The organism is Skermanella stibiiresistens SB22 (genome assembly GCF_000576635.1).
Classification (GTDB): Bacteria; Pseudomonadota; Alphaproteobacteria; order Azospirillales; family Azospirillaceae; genus Skermanella; species Skermanella stibiiresistens.
Map to the genome: position 1 here is coordinate 201,078 of NZ_AVFL01000003.1, position 17,045 is coordinate 218,122.

General features: G+C 66.1%; 17 protein-coding genes. 12 read left to right on the forward strand and 5 right to left on the reverse strand.

Annotation, left to right across the window (positions count from 1 at the left end):
* Positions 1-19: 19 nt before the first annotated feature.
* From N825_RS37730 to N825_RS06075, 12 genes are all read left to right on the forward strand, one after another.
* Entirely contained in the window at positions 20-760 is a 741-nt protein-coding gene (locus N825_RS37730) for a VOC family protein (protein ID WP_084164402.1), read from the forward strand.
* A gap of 85 nt (positions 761-845) precedes the next feature.
* A complete protein-coding gene (locus N825_RS06025) occupies positions 846-1,820 on the forward strand; it encodes a Bug family tripartite tricarboxylate transporter substrate binding protein (RefSeq protein WP_037448277.1) in 975 nt (324 codons plus the stop codon).
* A gap of 25 nt (positions 1,821-1,845) precedes the next feature.
* A complete protein-coding gene (locus tag N825_RS06030; protein ID WP_051511610.1) occupies positions 1,846-2,430 on the forward strand; it encodes a chromate transporter in 585 nt (194 codons plus the stop codon).
* Positions 2,423-2,965, forward strand: coding sequence for a chromate transporter (locus N825_RS06035; RefSeq protein WP_037448283.1), 543 nt, complete (start codon positions 2,423-2,425; stop codon positions 2,963-2,965). Before N825_RS06030 ends, N825_RS06035 begins: the two co-directional genes overlap by 8 nt.
* A 48-nt stretch (positions 2,966-3,013) precedes the next feature.
* Complete coding sequence (locus N825_RS06040; RefSeq protein WP_084164404.1) at positions 3,014-3,487, forward strand: tripartite tricarboxylate transporter TctB family protein; 474 nt, start codon at positions 3,014-3,016, stop codon at positions 3,485-3,487.
* A gap of 2 nt (positions 3,488-3,489) precedes the next feature.
* Positions 3,490-4,992, forward strand: a complete 1,503-nt coding sequence (locus tag N825_RS06045) for a tripartite tricarboxylate transporter permease (RefSeq protein ID WP_037448288.1) — start codon at positions 3,490-3,492, stop codon at positions 4,990-4,992.
* A gap of 55 nt (positions 4,993-5,047) precedes the next feature.
* The gene (locus N825_RS06050) at positions 5,048-6,442 is read left to right on the forward strand and encodes an MmgE/PrpD family protein (RefSeq protein WP_198038197.1); all 1,395 of its coding nucleotides are present in this window, start codon (positions 5,048-5,050) and stop codon (positions 6,440-6,442) included.
* A gap of 13 nt (positions 6,443-6,455) precedes the next feature.
* The gene (locus tag N825_RS06055; protein ID WP_084164406.1) at positions 6,456-7,832 is read left to right on the forward strand and encodes an MmgE/PrpD family protein; all 1,377 of its coding nucleotides are present in this window, start codon (positions 6,456-6,458) and stop codon (positions 7,830-7,832) included.
* A 548-nt stretch (positions 7,833-8,380) separates the two neighbouring features.
* Positions 8,381-9,547: an alpha-hydroxy acid oxidase gene (locus tag N825_RS06060; protein WP_037448293.1), complete on the forward strand. Its 1,167-nt coding sequence runs from the start codon at positions 8,381-8,383 to the stop codon at positions 9,545-9,547.
* 36 nt (positions 9,548-9,583) lie between these two features.
* The gene (locus N825_RS06065; protein ID WP_037448295.1) at positions 9,584-10,348 is read left to right on the forward strand and encodes an acetoacetate decarboxylase family protein; all 765 of its coding nucleotides are present in this window, start codon (positions 9,584-9,586) and stop codon (positions 10,346-10,348) included.
* Positions 10,349-10,469: 121 nt separating this feature from the next.
* Positions 10,470-11,720 (forward strand): ABC transporter substrate-binding protein, encoded by a 1,251-nt coding sequence (locus N825_RS06070; protein WP_198038198.1) that lies wholly within the window; start codon positions 10,470-10,472, stop codon positions 11,718-11,720.
* 11 nt (positions 11,721-11,731) lie between these two features.
* Positions 11,732-12,469, forward strand: coding sequence for an SDR family NAD(P)-dependent oxidoreductase (locus N825_RS06075; RefSeq protein WP_198038199.1), 738 nt, complete (start codon positions 11,732-11,734; stop codon positions 12,467-12,469).
* A gap of 18 nt (positions 12,470-12,487) precedes the next feature.
* On the opposite strand, the gene N825_RS06080 is transcribed toward N825_RS06075, so the two are convergent.
* The 5 genes from N825_RS06080 to N825_RS06100 form a co-directional block, all read right to left on the reverse strand.
* Positions 12,488-13,495, reverse strand: coding sequence for a GntR family transcriptional regulator (locus N825_RS06080; protein WP_198038200.1), 1,008 nt, complete (start codon positions 13,493-13,495; stop codon positions 12,488-12,490).
* 152 nt (positions 13,496-13,647) lie between these two features.
* Complete coding sequence (locus N825_RS06085) at positions 13,648-14,409, reverse strand: ABC transporter permease (protein WP_051511612.1); 762 nt, start codon at positions 14,407-14,409, stop codon at positions 13,648-13,650.
* Positions 14,406-15,167, reverse strand: coding sequence for an ABC transporter permease (locus N825_RS06090; RefSeq protein WP_037448297.1), 762 nt, complete (start codon positions 15,165-15,167; stop codon positions 14,406-14,408). Before N825_RS06090 ends, N825_RS06085 begins: the two co-directional genes overlap by 4 nt.
* A complete protein-coding gene (locus tag N825_RS06095) occupies positions 15,164-16,030 on the reverse strand; it encodes an ABC transporter ATP-binding protein (RefSeq protein ID WP_037448299.1) in 867 nt (288 codons plus the stop codon). The genes N825_RS06090 and N825_RS06095 overlap by 4 nt, the downstream gene beginning before the upstream one ends.
* A complete protein-coding gene (locus tag N825_RS06100; RefSeq protein WP_037448301.1) occupies positions 16,027-17,025 on the reverse strand; it encodes an ABC transporter substrate-binding protein in 999 nt (332 codons plus the stop codon). Before N825_RS06100 ends, N825_RS06095 begins: the two co-directional genes overlap by 4 nt.
* Between the last annotated feature and the right edge of the window lie 20 nt (positions 17,026-17,045).

Below are 17,045 nucleotides of genomic sequence, written 5' to 3' on the forward strand. Positions count from 1 at the left end.
ACCTTGGAGGAAAACCGGAATGTCTCGAATCGTGCATATCGCGTTGAAGTGCGGTGATCTCGATAGCTTGGAGAGCGCCACCAAATTCTACGAGGACATCTTCGGCATCTATCAGACCAAGAGCACCCACGCCCGCGGCCACCTCTCCCGCCACATGACCGACGGCAACATCGATCTGGCGCTGATGCTGTACGACAGCGAGGACGAGAAGGAGGCCAAACTCGCCGGAGCCGGACCCCGCATCCACCACATCGGCATCGAGGTCGACGATCGGCCGAGCATGATCAAGAAGATCGAGGACAACGGCGGATCGATCTACTCGGATCGGGCGGAAGGCGCGCTCAAATACCGCTCCGCCGACGGCACCTTGGGCGAGATCGTCGCGGTCGGCCGGTACCTCAAGAAGGACATGAGCAAGCTCGCGCGGATTTCCCGCGTGTCGCTCCAAGTCAACGACGTCGATAAGGCGGCGATGTTCTACGAGAACGTCTTCGGCTTCCAGCGGGTCGGCACGGCCGACGGGGGTGGCGGGCGTTCCCGCGAGATGACCGACGGGGACACCACCCTTTTCCTGTTCGAGGAACCGTCCATCGAGCAACCGGGTATCCAATACTGGGGACTTGAAGTGACGGACCCCAAGGCGGTGGCCGAGAAGGTCGAGGAGTACGGCGGGGTCATCCTTGCAAATCCGGGATCCAACATCGTCCGGTTCCGGGCTCCCGACGGCAACATGGCCGAACTGGTGGGCAGCGCCGCCTGAGGCGGCGTCTGCCTCGATCGACCACCGGATGGCCCGGCGTTCCCGGGCCACCGAAGATGATCAATAAAGAAGGGGGGAAACAACAATGAACAAATATCTCCGCCTCGGCTGCGCCGCCTTTGTCATGGCGCTCGCGGCCGGTCCGGCCCAAGCCGACTTCAAACCGACACGTCCGCTGGAGATCGTCGTCCACGGCGGTCCCGGGTCGGGCAACGATCTGCTTGCGCGGGCGATCACCGCGATGGCGGATCAGGCGCATCTTTCCCCGGTCCGGATGCAGGTGGTCAACAAGCCGGGCGGCGGCAGCACCAACGCGTCCTCGTATCTCGTCAGCAAGAAGGGCGACGTCAACACGATCGGCATCTTCACCAGCGTCTGGATCATCGACCCCCTTCTCCAACCCGAGGCGACCACACGCCTCACCGACCTGACGCCGATCGCGCGGCTCATCTTCGAACCGGCGCTGGTCACCGTGCGGGCGGACTCGCCGTTCCACAGCGTGGATGATTTCATCGCCGCCGCGAAGGAGAAGCCAGGCGGGTTGAAGCAGTCGGGCGGCAACGCCTCGTCGCGGGAGAACATCCTGCGCCAGCAACTGATGTCCGCGACGGGCACCCGTTGGACCTTCGTCTCGTTCCCCTCGGGTGGGGAGCGCCTGGCGGCGCTGCTCGGAGGCCATGTGGATCTCATGATCCTCGACCCCAGCGAGGCCACCGAACTGATCCGCGCCGGCAAGATCCGGGTTCTGGCCCAGATCGGCGACGAACGCCTGCCGGATTTCGCGGATATCCCGACCCTGGCCGAGGCCGGCTACAAGGTCAAGACCTTCAGCCAGACACGCGGCATCGTCGGCCCGCCGAACATGCCCGCCGAGGCGGTCGCCTATTACGACGGCTTGGTCGCCAAACTGACCGAAACCCCCGCCTGGGCGAAATACGTCCGGGAGAACCAGTTCGTCAGCGCTCCGACCAAGTCCGATGAAACCGGCAAGTTCGTCATCTCCTACGAGGACCAGATCAGGACCCTCCTGAAGGAAGCCGGCATGAAGGTGGAACGCTAGGGCTGGCCGCGACGACGAATTTCCAATGAGGACCCAACCCATGGGTTTGCGGGAAACAATGCCGGAAAGATCGTCCGTGCCGCTGCTGGAGCTGCTGCTGAGCCATCTCAGGATCGGTCTGCTCAGCTTCGGCGGCGGCACCAGCGGCCTCGCCTATCACGAGGTCGTGGTCCGGAAGCGCTGGCTGGTGGAAGCGGAGTTCCTCAGTGGGCTCGCGATCTGCCAGATCCTTCCCGGCGTCAACGTCGTCAATCTGGCGGTGTATGTCGGCCAGAAGCTGCGGGGCTGGACCGGGGCCGTGGCGGCGGCGACCGGGCTCCTGATCGGTCCCTTCTTCGTCGTCCTCGCGTTCGGCATCCTGTACGGCCACATCATCGGCGTTCCGGCTGTCGCCCACGCGCTGGCGGGGATCACGGCCGCCGCCATCGGCCTGATGATCATGATCGTCATCAGGGGCGCCCGACAGTCGCGGACCCTCGCCGGACCGCTGGTGGCGGTCGCGATCGCGGTGGCGATCGGCGTCTTCCACCTGCCGTTGGTTCCGGTGGTCCTCGTCGGCGCCCCGATCAGCATCGCCCTCGCCTATCTCACGAGGCGCCGCGATGCCTGACAATCCCTATCTGGCGCTGGCGATCGTCTTCGTGCCGCTGTCGCTGGTGTCGTTCGGCGGCGGGGTCAGCGTCCTGCCCGCGATCCAGCACCAGACGGTCGACATCCAAGCCTGGGCGACCGAGCGCGAGTTCGTCGAGCTGTTCGCGGTTTCCCGGACCGCACCCGGACCGGGATCGATGCTGGTGACCCTGGTCGGCTGGAAAGTCGCCGGATGGGGTGGTGCCCTGATCACGACCCTGTCGATGTTCGTGCCGTCGTCGATCCTCTGTTTCATGGCGGCGGGAGCTTGGGCGAGGCACGAAGGCAAGCGCTGGCACACGGTGATCCAGTCGGGCTTGGCGCCGGTCGGCACGGGGCTGATCGCGGCGGGCGTCATCTCGCTGTTTCGGATCGCCGATGGCGGGCCCGCCTCCTGGGCGACGGCGGCGGTGACGGCCGCCATCCTGCTGGCGAGACCACGCACGCCGCCGATCCTCCCGCTCGCCGCGGCGGGTGCGGTGTTCGCCCTGCTCGGCCTGTCGCCACACGCCTGACGGCGAACGATCGCGGCGAAAGAACAAGGAAACAAGGGGGAGATACCCATGGACAAGTATCTACGGGAGCCGGAAGTCCTGTTTGGATGCGCCCTATCCATTCTTGGATTGTACATCCTGGCGCAGTCGAGCAAGTGGGCGATCTATGGCGCCGACGGGCCGGGGCCCGGCTTCTTCCCCATGATCTACGGCGTCATCATGGTGGGTGCCGCATTGGTCCTGACCTTCAATTCCATCCGCGCCTGCAAGGCGAAGGCGAGACCCCGGGAAGCCGCGGTCCGCGGCGGATCGCTGGCGGCGCTCGCCACCTGGATCGCCCTGGCGGCCAGTCTTCCCTTGATGGCCTGGTTCGGGTTCCTGATCGGCTTCGGTCTCGTCCTGTTCTTCATCATCAAGGTCGTCTTCGAACGGCCGCCGCTCAACGCGGCCATCACCGCCGGGATCATCGTCGCCGTGCTCCAGGTCGCCTTCGCGGACCTCCTGCAATCGCCATTGCCCATCGGCACCCTCACGGGATTTTGAACATGGAAGCGCTTAGCGGACTGGCGCATGGTTTTGGCGTCGCCTTGCAACCGGCGAACATACTCTGGTGTTTCGTCGGCTGCTTCCTCGGGACCGTCATCGGCATCCTTCCGGGGCTGGGGCCGGCGGCGACGATTGCGCTCCTGCTGCCCCTGACCTTCTCGATGGATCCGACCGGCGGCATCATCATGCTGGCCGGCATCTACTACGGCGCGAAATACGGCGGGTCGACCACCTCGATCCTGCTGAACATGCCGGGCGAGGCGTCATCGGTCGTCAGCTGCCTCGATGGATACCAGATGGCGCGAAAGGGCCGCGCCGGCGCCGCCTTGGGGATCGCCGCCATCGCATCGTTCCTCGCGGGCACGGTGGGGTTGCTCCTGCTGACCTTCGTGGCGCCGCCGCTGGCGAACTTCGCGCTTCGGTTCTCCTCCCCGGAATACTTCGCGCTCATGGTGATGGGTCTGTCGCTGGTGGTCCTGCTATCCGGCATCTCGATCGCCAAGGCGGTTCTGTCCCTGGTGCTGGGACTTTGGCTGTCGACGATCGGCATCGACCTATTCACCGCGCAGTCGCGCTTCGTGTTCGGCCGAAGCGAGCTGCTGGGTGGAATCGAGTTCATGACGGTGGCGATCGGCCTCTTCGCCATCGCCGAGATCCTGCTGAACATCGCCAGCAAGGAAAAGAGCGAGATGCTGGAGGTGCCGCGCGGCCTCCGCAACCTGATGCCCTCCTGGGCCGAGTTGAAGGCCTGCCGCTTCGCCTTCGTGAACGGGTCGATCACCGGCTTCATCATCGGCCTGCTGCCCGGAGCCGGCGCCACGATCGCCTCCTTCGTCGCCTATGGCATCGAGAAGGCGGTCTCCAAGCATCCCGAACGCTTCGGACACGGAGCACCGGAAGGCTTGGCCGCACCCGAAGGCGCCAACAACGCCGATACCGGCGGCGCCCTCCTGCCGCTGCTGACCTTCGGCATCCCGAGCGGTTCATCCACCGCGATCCTGCTGTCGGCCCTGATCCTGTGGGGTGTGCGTCCCGGTCCCCTGATGATCCAGGAGTCTCCGGATGTCTTCTGGGGCTTGGTCGCCAGCCTGTATATCGGCAACGTGGTCCTACTGATCATGAACCTGCCGATGGTCGGCGTGTTCGCCCAGATCCTGCGCGTGCCGATCCACATCCTGCACCCGACCATCCTGTGTGTCGCGGTGGCGGGCGCCTATGGGGCGGCAGGCAACCTGTTCGACATCGGCTTGCTGCTCGGGTTCGGCCTGCTCGGTTTCCTGCTGTCGAAAGCGTCGTTCCCGACCGCGCCGCTCATCCTCGGCTTCGTCCTGGGCGAGCCGATGGAACGCGCGATACGGCAGTCGCTGGCGATGTCCGACGGCGATCCCTCCATCCTGTTCTCACGCCCGATCTCCGCCTTCCTGCTCGCGGTCGCAGTCATGATCCTGATCTCGCCCCTCTGGCGGAAGTTCAGGGCGCTGCGCTCCGAGGCGGTGGCGTAGCGATCCGCGGCACCCCCGCCGAATGGTATTCCCAAGAACTGGACCTTCGATGACCATGACCACCCAAATCACGCGCGACGCCTGCGACTTCATCCAATCCAGCCGGTTCGAGGCGCTGCCCGCCGAGGCGATCAGGATCGGACGGCGGTGCGTCCTGGACGGATTGGCGCTGTTCGCGGCCGGCAGCGACGAAGAATCCATCGCCATCCTGATCGAGGACGCCCGTGACACCGGCGGCAAGCCAGACGCCCTGCTGCTGGGCGGCGGAGACGTCAAGGTTCCCGCCGCCATCGCGGCCCGCGTCCTCGGTACCGCCGGCCATGCCCATGACTGGGACGACACCCAGGTCTCGCGCGATCCTGCGCACATCTATGGCCTGCTCACCCATCCCACCATCCCGCCCCTGGCGGCGGCGCTGGTAATCGGCCAGAAACTGGGCGGCGTCTCGGGCCGCGACTTCCTGACGGCGTTTCTCACCGGCGTCGAGGTGGAATCGAAGATCTCGGAGTGGATGCTGCCGGACCACTACAAGCGTGGCCTGCATTCCAGCGGCACGGTCGGGACCTTCGGCGCCTGCGCCGCCGCCGCGAAGCTCATGGGGTTGGAAGGCCCCAAGCTGGCCCACGCGTTCGGCATCGCCGCCAGCATGGCCGCTGGCATCCGGACCAATTTCGGCACCATGACCAAGCCGCTCCATGTCGGACGTGCCGCCGAGAACGGCGTGACGGCGGCGATCCTGGCATCCCGCGGCTTCACCGCCGACCCCGAGGCGCTGGACGGACGCTGGGGATTCACGATGGTCCAGGGGGGTGGCGTGACCGAGGCGAAGCTGACCCAAGGCTTTGGCAAGGTCTGGTCGATCGTGGACCCCGGCGTCAGCATCAAGCCCTACCCGAGCGGCATCGTCACCCATCAGGCGCTCGACGCGATGCTCAAGCTGGTCACGGAGAACGACGTCGATCCGGCCGCGGTGGAGCGCGTCGATTTCCACGCCGGCTCGAACATCCTCAACCCGATCCGCTACCCGATCGCGGCCAACCATCTCCAGGCGAAGTTCAGCATGGCCGCTTTGCTTTCCATGATCGTCCTCCACCGTCGGGCGGGACGGAGGGAGTTCACAGACGCCTTCGTCCAGTCGGCCGAGATGTCGGACATGCAGCACCGCATCGTCACCCACCTCGATCCCGCCATCGAGGCGATGGGCACCGACATCATCCGCTCGCGGATCGAAATGACGTTGAAGGATGGACGCAAGCTGACCGCGACCGCCGACGAGCGGTACCGCGGCGGGCCGGACAATCCGATGTCGGACGACGACCTGAAGGCCAAGGTGGTGGCCTGCACCGACGGCGTGCTGGATGCCGAGCGACGGGAAGCGCTGTACGCCGCCGCCTTCGGATTGGAGGATCTGCCGGATGCGACGGTGCTGGCCCGGTTGATCCAGCCATGAGCGAGGTCCAATCATGAACCAGATGACGCCTCGCTCGGTTTCCCAGCACTTGGCTGAATGGGCCGCCGGCCTGACGCCCGACGTGGTCGGCCCCGACATGGAGCGGGCGACCGTCGACACCCTGATCGACGTGGTGGGCCTGTGCGTCTCCGCGCGGAACACGGACTATGTCCGCTCGCTGATCCAAGCCTGTGGGGATGACACCGGCGCTTGCGGCGCCATCGGGCATTCCGGACGGTACTCGCCGACGGCGGCGGCCCTGATCAATGGCACGGCGGCCCATGGCGAGGACTTCGACAACACGTTCGAAGGCTGTCCCGTCCACTCCGGCGCCGTCATCGTGCCGGCGGTGCTGGCGCTGGCGGAACGGCGTGGATTGTCTGGCGCGGTCACGGTAACGGCCATGGCCGCCGGCATCGAGATCATGTGCCGGCTCGGTCTGGTCGCCAACACAGCGGTGCACAAGGCTGGCTTCCATCCCACCGCCGTGCTCGGCACTCTGGCGGCGGCGGTGGCCGTCGCCGTCGCGGCGGGCGAGCCCGCTCCCGCCATCACGCGGGCCCTGGGGATCGCCGGCAGCCTGTCGTCCGGCATCATCGAGTATTTGGCGGACGGGACGTCGACCAAGCGGCTCCACGCAGGGTGGGCGGCGCAATCGGGCATGCGGGCGGCTGGACTGGGTGCGGCCGGCTTCACGGGTCCGGTCACGGTGATGGAGGGTAACCACGGCTTCTTCTCCGCCTTCGCGCCGTCGATCAAGCCTGATTTCTCGCCCCTGCTCGACGGTCTCGGCACGGAGTGGGTCGGGGCCAAGCTCGCTTTCAAACCCTATGCCTGCGGCACCATGGTGCAGCCTTATATCGACTGCGCCCGGGCCTTGCGGGCGCGTGGCGTGGCCCTGGACGACATCGACAGGATCGTCTGTCCGGTTGGGCAAGGCACCGTCCACCGGCTTTGGGAGCCGCTGCCCCTGAAACAGAACCCGCCCAGCCCCTACGCCGCCAAGTTCAGCACCCCGTTCTGCATGGCGATCGCCTTCATCGAGGGCGACGCCGGTCTCGCGCAGTTCACGGAGGCCAAGATCCATGATCCCGCGATCCTGGCGCTGGCGGCCCGGATCTCCCATGTCGTCGACCCCGCGAACGAGTATCCGCGGAATTACTCGGGCCACTTGATCGCCACGCTGCGCGACGGGTCCACCATCCGCCTCGATCAGCCGCATCTCCGTGGTGGCAGCCGCGCACCGCTGTCCCACGACGAGCTGGAACGGAAGTTCCATCGCAACGCCGCCTTCGGCGGCTGGTCCCCGACCCGCGCCGACGCCACGCTCACCCTGCTGCGCGACTTCGTCCGTCAGCCGGATGTCTCAAAGATCGACCTGACCGGCTGAAGCGGTGCTGGCGAGGTCACCCGGCTCCATACGCGCCAGCCCAAGGTCCGAGTCTTCCCTCACTGTCATACCCAGCCTTGATCCGGGTATCTCCGTTCAAGAAATCTTTCTTTGTAAATTATACCCGGGGTTGATTTTATCATGTTGGTTTCAGCTGCCAGATACCCGGATCAAGTCCGAGTATGACGATATAGGAGGATCGTCGGCCTCGGTCAGAACACGACGCACCTTCAGTCAGCGCCTGTGGGAACAAGTCCGGGAATGTCCAAAGGTGAGCGTGAGTCCCTGAGCTGGAGCTTTCGGGGTGACGTGCGGGCATGACGAAAATGCGGGTCGCTTCGCCTCGGCCATCGCCACCGACACCGCCGACACGCGCCTGCTTCATCGCCGCTCGAAATCGTTGACAGCGGAGAAACGACACTGCATCTTGGAAAGGTACTTTGGATGCAATGTACGAAACGGGTGTACGCGAAAGCGGGCCCGTGAGGCCGTCGGGGGGCGGTCTCGGTTTAAGGCGCGGTATCGGCGCCGATCGTGGGGTGGGGGAAATGGCGCCAACAAGGCCGGTCATCACGAGTATCGAGGATCTGCGGGTCCTAGCGCGACGGCGGGTGCCGCGCATGTTCTACGATTACGTCGACTGCGGTTCCTGGACCGAGGGCACCTATCGGGCCAACACCGACGATTTGTCCGCGATCCAGCTGCGCCAGCGTGTCGGTGTCCGGATCGACGGACGGTCGCTGCGGACCAAGATGATTGGCGAGGCCGTGTCCATGCCGGTGGCCCTGGCGCCGACCGGGCTGACCGGCATGCAGCACGCCGATGGCGAGATCCTGGCGGCGCGCGCGGCGGAACGCTTCGGCGTGCCTTTCACCTTGTCCACCGTCAGCATCTGCTCGATCGAGGATGTCGCGGCCCACACCAGCCGGCCTTTCTGGTTCCAGCTTTACGTGATGAAGGACCGCGCCTTCATCGAGCGCCTGATCGTCCGCGCGCGGGACGCCGGCTGCTCGGCGCTGGTGCTCACCCTCGATCTCCAGATCCAAGGGCAGCGTCATAAGGACCTGAAGAACGGCCTGTCGACGCCGCCCAAGCCGACCCTGCGGAACATCGTCAACCTGGTGACCAAGCCGCGCTGGTGCCTGGGCATGCTGGGCACCAAGCGGCGGACCTTCGGGAACATCGTCGGCCATGTCGAGGGCGTCGAGGACGTCTCGTCACTGGCGGCGTGGGTCAGCCAGCAGTTCGACCAGACTCTGACCTGGGAGGATGTCCGCTGGATCAGACGGCTCTGGTCCGGGAAGCTGATCGTCAAGGGCGTGATGGACCGGGATGACGCCGTGATGGCGGCGGAGTGCGGCGCCGACGCGGTGGTCGTGTCGAACCATGGTGGCAGGCAGCTCGACGGCGCGCCCTCGACCATCGCCGTCCTGCCCGACATCGCGGCCGCCGTTGGCCAGCGCGCCGAGGTGCTGTTCGACAGCGGTATCCGATCCGGCCAGGACGTGCTGAGGGCGGTGGCGCTGGGAGCGAAGGGCGTCATGATCGGACGTTCGTTCCTGTACGGGTTGGGGGCCTTGGGCGAGGCCGGCGTGACCCGCTGCCTGGAGATCCTCCACAACGAACTCGACCTCACCATGGGACTGTGCGGCGTCACCGACATCGAAGCGGTCGACGACGCGATCCTGATGAATCGCGGTAAACGGGCGGCCTGAGCGCGCCCGCCCAGTATTTTCAAAAAGGGAAACGACATGTTTGGCAATTACAAGATGCACCCCAACAGCGGGGTCAATCCTCCCTACGCGCCGGCCTATCCGCTGGAGTGGGAATGCCCGCTCCGCACGCTCGAGGTCGTGACCCGGGTGGACCAGTCGAAGCTGACCGAACTGCTGTCCGACACCCCGTTCGAACTGGTCAACGACCGCGTCGCCTTCCGCTACATGCTGTCGCCTGGCCACACTCTGGCGCTGCACGCCGGCCAAATGTTCGACCTGATGGTTTCGGTGCCGGTCCGCTACGAGGACCTGCTCACCCATACGCATATCTTCATGTACTGCTCCGATCCCATGGGCATCGCGGCTGGGCGGGAGGTCTTCGGCTATACAAAGAAGGACGCCACCTACAGCTTCGACGAGAGCCCCAACGGCGCCATCGAGGGCTGGGTCAAGCGGCGCGGCACGCCGCTGGCCGACTTCAGCTTCACCCCTGACGAAACGGCACCCGTCGTCCCGCTGGTCGAGGGTGACGAGCAGCCAGCCGGCGAAATCCACGTCCGCCGCGTGCCCCATCCCGAGCGGCCGGAACCGGTCTACGCCGATGTCGTGTACCGCAGGACGCCGCTGGAGTACTCGACGCCGCTGGCGGGCCGGGTGACCATGAAGCTGCACCCGTCGGAATACGACCCGATCGCGGCACTGGAGCCGGAAATCTTGGGCGCCCACTTCATGACGTCCGATGTCTACGGTGGCGGCTTCGCGGTCGAGGATCGCCGCTTGCTGAAGCGGCTGATCCCCTGAGGCCGGGAATATCCCTCTCTTCAAGTTGATACCGGGCGCGCCTGACGGCCGGCCCCAAACACGAACAACACGGGCGGCACCCGGGCGAACCCGCGGTGCCGCGCCATCGGGAGGTACAGTAATGTCCAGGAGACGCATCGAATTCCATCGCCGGACCATCCTGGCGTCGATGGTGGGCGCCGCGTGCCTCGCGGCGGCGGGCGCGCAGGCCCAGCAGCCGGCGCCGTTGAGGATCGGCGTGCTGACCGACATGTCCAGCCTCTACGCCGATGTCACGGGCGCCGGTTCGGTCAGCGCCGTCGCCATGGCGATCGAGGACTTCAAGGCGAAGGATGCGACGGGAGCCCTGAAGACACGGCCGATCGAGGTGGTCAGCGCCGACCACCAGAACAAGCCGGACGTCGCGTCGGCGATCGCCCGCGAGTGGATCGATCGCGGCGGCGTCGACGTGATCGTGGACGTGCCCAATTCCGCCGTGGCGTTGGCCGTCGGCAACGTCGTCCGCGACAACAACAAGGTGATGCTGGCATCCGGGCCGTCGTCGTCCGACCTGACCGGCAAGAGCTGCTCGCCCAACACGATCCACTGGACCTACGACACCTATTCGCTGGCGACCGGCACCGCGACCGCCGTAGTCGAGTCCGGAGGCAAGACCTGGTTCACGCTGACCGCCGACTACGCGTTCGGCCACGCCATGGAACAGGACATCAAGAACGTCGTCACCAAGGCCGGCGGCCAGATCCTGGGCGGCGTCCGCACTCCCCTCAACACGCAGGATTTCGCCTCCTTCCTGCTCCAGGCGCAGGGATCGGGAGCCGAGGTCATCGGGTTGATCAACGCCGGCGGCGACACGATCAACTCGATCAAGCAGGCGGTGGAGTTCGGCATCACCGCCGGAGACCAGCGCCTGGTCGCGACGGTGCTATACATCAACGACGTCCACGCGCTCGGCTTGCCGGTGGTCCAGGGCCTGCAGTTCACCGAACCCTTCTACTGGGATCTCAACGAGGGCACCCGCGCCTGGAGCGAGAAATTCGCGGAGCGGAACGCCACCCGTCATCCCAGTTCGCTCCAGGCGGGAGCCTACGCGTCGGTGACGCATTACCTGCGCGCGGCCGACGCGATCGGGGACAGCAAGGATGGCAAGGCCGTCGTCGACAAGATGAAGGAGATGCCGACCGACGATCCGCTGTTCGGCAAGGGAACGATCCGGGTGGACGGCCGCAAGCTGCATGACATGTACCTGTTCGAGGTCAAGAAGCCCGAGGAATCCAAGTACCCCTGGGATTATTACCATATGAGGAAGGTCATCCCCGCGGCGCAGGTCTGGCGGCCGCTGGCCGAGGGTGGTTGCTCCCTCGTGAAGTCCTGAGCGGTGAAATCGTGAGTATCGCGCTGGTGACTGGCGGCGGCGGTGGCATCGGCCGAGCGACCGCCGTCAGGCTGGCCGAAACCGGAGCCGATGTCGCCATCGTCGATCTGGACGAGGATTTGGGCACCGAGACGGCGCGTCTGGTGGAGGCCGTCGGCCGCCGGACGCTGTTCGTCCGAGCCGACGTCTCGGACGGCGCCCAGATCGCGGCCTGCGTGGACAGGGTGGAACGGGAGCTGGGGCCGATCACCGCCTTCGCGAACAACGCCGGGATCGAGGGCGTCATCGCCCCGATCCACCTTTATCCGGATGACGTTTTCGACAAGCTCCTGCAAGTCAACGCCAAGGGCGTCTTCCTGGGCCTGAAGCATGTGCTGGCCCGGATGATGCCGCGCGGTCGGGGCGCCATCGTCAACACGGCCTCGACCTCCGCCATCCGGGGGCGGGCTGGCCTCGCCGGCTATGTCGCCACCAAGCATGCGGTGCTGGGCCTGACCCGCGTTGCGGCGCTGGATGTGGCGGGCACGGCGATCCGGGTCAACGCCGTGCTTCCCGGCCCGGTCGAGACCCGCATGATCCAGTCGCTGGACGAGCAGGCGCGCCTGTCGGGCGGCATCCAGCGCGCCGGAAGGGCACGCTATGGCAAGCCGGAGGATGTGGCCAGCGTCATCGCCTTCCTGCTGTCGGATCAGGCGGCCCATGTCAACGGCGCCGCCTGGACAGTGGATGCCGGTGCCACGGTGGCGTGACCATCGGAACGTCCGGCGTCAGGCGCCGGCGGGCGACAGGTAGGGGGGAAAGCGCATCTGGGTCGTCCGGGCGATGATCTCGAAGCGCCTCAGCCAGCGGTCGTCGGCCACCATCAAGTGGTCGTACAGCGCCTGCGCGGCGCCGGCTCCATCCTGGCGGAGCAGGCGGTCGATGATGTCCAGATGCTCCCTCAGCGCGGCGTCGATGATCTCGACGGGAACGCCAAGGAAGGGGTGGAACAGGTAGCGGGTCGGGCCGAACACGAGATGGGTTCGCTCCAACGCCCGCAGGATCTCCTTGTTCGGGCAAAAGGACTGGATGCCGATATGGAGGTCGCGCTCGACCTGATCGAACGCGGCGCTGTCCGGAGCCGGGCTGTCGAGCGCGCGAGTGATGTTGTCGCGGGCATTCCTCAACTGGACATCGCCGACGAAGGGCAGCGATTTCAGCAAGGCCTGGGGTTCGAGCAGCCGGCGCATCTCGTAGAGATCGCGGATATGCCCCGACGTGATCTGGCGGGCCAGCCAGTGCCCGGTCTGGTCCTTGACGATCAAGCCCATGCCATGCATGCGGGCGAGCAAGTCGCGCGTCACCGTGCGGCTGACATCGAAATGCAGCGATAGCTGCTTTTCGTTGATCCGGATCGGGCCGAACAGGACCCGGACGAAAAGTTCCTGCTCGACCTCCTTGTAGATCCGTTCCCATTGGGGCGTGGCCTGGATCTTGATCGGGTCCAGCGTCGCCATCCGGCTATCCGCCCTGCCCTCGACCCGTCCGGCGACCACGTAGCCCTTGCCGCCACTCTCGTCGATCAGGCCCTCCAAGTGCAGCGATCTCAGGGCGTGGCGCGCCGGCGACCGGCTGATGCCGAACGCCTTGGCGACCTGCGCCTCCTGCAGGATTTGACCACCGGCGATCCTCCCGTCCTGGATCATCGTCCTCAGGAGCGCGTGGGCGCGCTCCTGCAACGACGCGGTCTTGTCACCAGCCTCGGTCACCATCTCGGGATCGGGGACACTGCTCATTCGGTACGCTCGCCGTCATCGGTGCGCCGCGGTCCGTCCTTGGGACCGCTCTTGGACCCAGGCGACCCGGCGGCACACTATGCCCGACGACGCTGGCGATGACCACCGTACTTTGGACGCACAGTGCGGTCTGACCGTTCCGCGGCCAGTCATCAGGCGCGCTGGTAGAGCCGGCGGTTCAGGAACAGCAGGAGGCCGCTGGCGCTTCCCGCGAACAGGACCAGCAGGAAGGTCAGGGCCATGATGACATCGACGTTGTGCAGGCCGATCGCGTTCATCAGCATGAAACCCAGCCCGCGCTGGGACGCGAACATCTCCCCCAGCAGCGTCCCGATCAAGGTCAGGGAGAAGCCCACACGGAGGCCGGTGAAGATCTCCGGCATGGCGGCCGGCAGGAGGATGCCACTGATCATGCGGCCCGTACCCAGGCCCATGACCCGCCCGGTCTTGACGAACACCGGACGGACATTGCGCACCGCGGCGAGCGTGAACAGGGCGATCGGGATGACGCCGTGGATCGTGCCGAAGGCGACCTTGGCGGCAACCCCGAGACCGAACATCAGCAGCAGGATCGGGTACAGGGTGATCTTCGGAATGGAATACAGCGCCACCAGCACCGGCTCCAGCACATCGCTGGCGAAGCGGTTGATGCCGAGCAGGAACCCGATCGCGAGCCCGATCACGACAGCCAGCAGCAAGGCCAAGCCGAAGGCCCTGCCCGTCTCGGCCAGATGGGGCCAGAAACTGGGCGACGTCAGCAGGTTCGCCGTGAAGGTCATGGTTTGCAGCGGTGTCCGCATCGCGACGTCGCCGACCATCCAGGCCAGGGCCTGCCACAGGACCAGCAGCAGCGCGATCAGCTTCAGCGCGCTGAACCAGCCGGCGTTCGACCCGCCGCTCGACGTGGCGTTCATGACAACCCCCGGCGGGCCATGAGGATCTTCTCCCATTTGGCGAGCAGCGTGTTGATCGCGATGGAGACCAACAGGATCAACAGGATCAGCGGGTACATCTTGGCGTTATCGAAATTCATGTAGGCGAAGCTGATCTCGTACCCCATGCCTCCGGTCGACATGATGAACTCCGCTCCGATGATGCCGATCAGCGAGTAGGCCACGGCCAGCTTGGCGCCGGTCAGGATGTGGGGCGCGGCGCAGGGCAGCATGACGAGCCGCGCCGTGTCCCAGGCCGACAGCTGGTTGACCCGCGCCGTCTTGAGCAGGACGCGCGGGATGCGGTCGAGGCCGTTCAGCGTGTTCACGATCACCGCGACCACCGCCAGCATGGCGCCGATGAAGATCTGCGGCGTGTCGCCCAAACCGAACAGGACGATCAGGAGCGGGTAGAAGGCGAACATCGGGATCGCGTAATATGTCGCGAAGACCGGATCGAGCATGTCCCGCAGGGACCGCAGATAATGCAGCAGGACCGCGAACGAGACGCCGGCCACCATGGCGATGACGAAGGCCAACGCCGCGTTCCGCAATGTCTTGGCGATGGCGCCGTTCAACTCGCCACCCGCCAGCAGCGCCACCAGGTCCATCACGATCCGGTGCGGCGGCTGCATTGTCAGGCGGTCGATGTGACCGCTCAGGCACAGGATCTCCAGACCGCCCACCGCCCCGACCAGCAGGGCGATCCGCCACAGCGCGGCGCGTTTCTTGGGCGTCATGGTTCGACCTCCGGCTTGCCGATCGCCTTCATCGATTCGGCGCGGAGTGACCGCCAGAGGCGGGCGGTGATGGCGCCGAACGCCTCCTCCTGCACGATCCGGCTGTCGCGATCCCGTGGCCAGCCGGTCTCGACGATGTCGATCAGCCGTCCCGGACGCGCCGACATGACGCCGATGCGGTCGGCGAGCATGGCGGCCTCGTCCAGGGCGTGGGTGATCAGGAACACGGTGGCGCCGGTCTTGCGCCACAGGTTCAGCACCTCGTCCCCCATCAGCAGGCGCGTCTGCTGGTCGAGCGCGCCGAACGGCTCGTCCAGCAGGATCAGCCGGGGTTCCGTCACCAAGGTGCGGGCGATGCACACTCGCTGCCGCATGCCGCCCGACAACTGAGCCGGAAAGCTGTGCGCGAAGGATGTCAGCCCCATCATCGCCAGGGCGTTTTCGATCCTCCGCTCCCGCTCCTTGGGGTCGATCTTGATCCGCCGGAGCCCGAACGCGATGTTCTCGCGGACCGACAGCCAGGGGAACGAGGCGTCCTCCTGGAACACCACGCCCACGCCGTCGGGGATCCGGTTGTGGATCGGCTTTCCCTCGAAGGTGACATCGCCCCGGGTCGCCGTGGAGAGACCGGCGACCAGTTCGAGCAAGGTCGACTTGCCACAGCCGGATGGCCCGACGACCGCGAAGAACTCGCCCCGCCGCAGGTCGAGGTCGATCGGTCCCAAGGCGTGGACGGTCTCCCCGCTTCGGCCGGGCCGGATGAATTCCTTGTCGACTCCCCGCAGCGAGACCTGCGCCGCGCCCGGCGCCGACGGGGTTCGCGTCGGCGTGATCGGCTTGGACGTGGTCATGATGCTGGTCATTTCATCGCCTTGATGTCATCGGGCAGGAAACGCGTGTCGACGATCGACTTGGCGTCGATGTCGCCGGAGATGGCGCCGACCATCTTCTGCACTTCGATGGCGCGGTTCAGACCTTCCAGGTGGATCTGGCCGGTTCCCCAATACTGGATGCCGTCGGTCGTCGCGTTCACGAGGTAGCGGACCGAGTTCCGCGCGACATCCTGTTCCAGGTTGTAGGCCTCGGCGACGATGTCCCCGGCCTCGTCGGGATTCTGCCTCATGAAGTCGACGGCCTTGCGGCGGGCTCGAATGACGGCGCGGACGAAGTCCTCCTTGGCGGCCGATTGGCCCCCTGCGGCGACGCCGACGACATTCGCGATCGGCGGCAGGAGATCGGCGGCCCTGGCGATGGCGCGGTACTTGGACTGGTATTTGGACCACAGCGGCTCGGGGATCGGGGCGACGTCGATCATGCCGAGGTCGAGGGCGGGGATACCCTCGCCGAAGCCGCCGGTCTTGACCATCTCGACATCCTCGGTCTTGAGGCCGCCCGATTGCACCACCAGCGTCGCCAGCGCCAGGCTGGTGGAGCGCGGGTTGGTGTAGCCGAACTTCCTGCCCTTGAGGTCCTTGGGCGACTGGATGGGGGAGTCGGGTTTGACCGCCCAGACGAATTCGGCGACGGTGAGGACGTTGTCACTGACGATCTTGATGTCGGCGCCCTGCTGGATCGCCGCTATGACGGCGTTCGGGTTGACCTCGGCGTAGGGCGCGCTGCCGGCCAGCATGTTGCGCAGCGTGGTGCCGCCACCGGCGGACGACAGGATGCCGGTGACGTCGGCGCCCTCGTCCTTGAAGAAGCCCTTCTTGAGCGCCACGGCGAACGGCATTCCATTGGCCGAAACACCGTAGTTGCTGACCACGATATCCTCGGCGCGCGCCGACGCCGGCATGGCGGCCATCAGCGCCGTGATCACCACCAATGACCGGAACCGGCCGACTGTGCTGGACTTCATCGTTTCCTCCCCATTTTTCC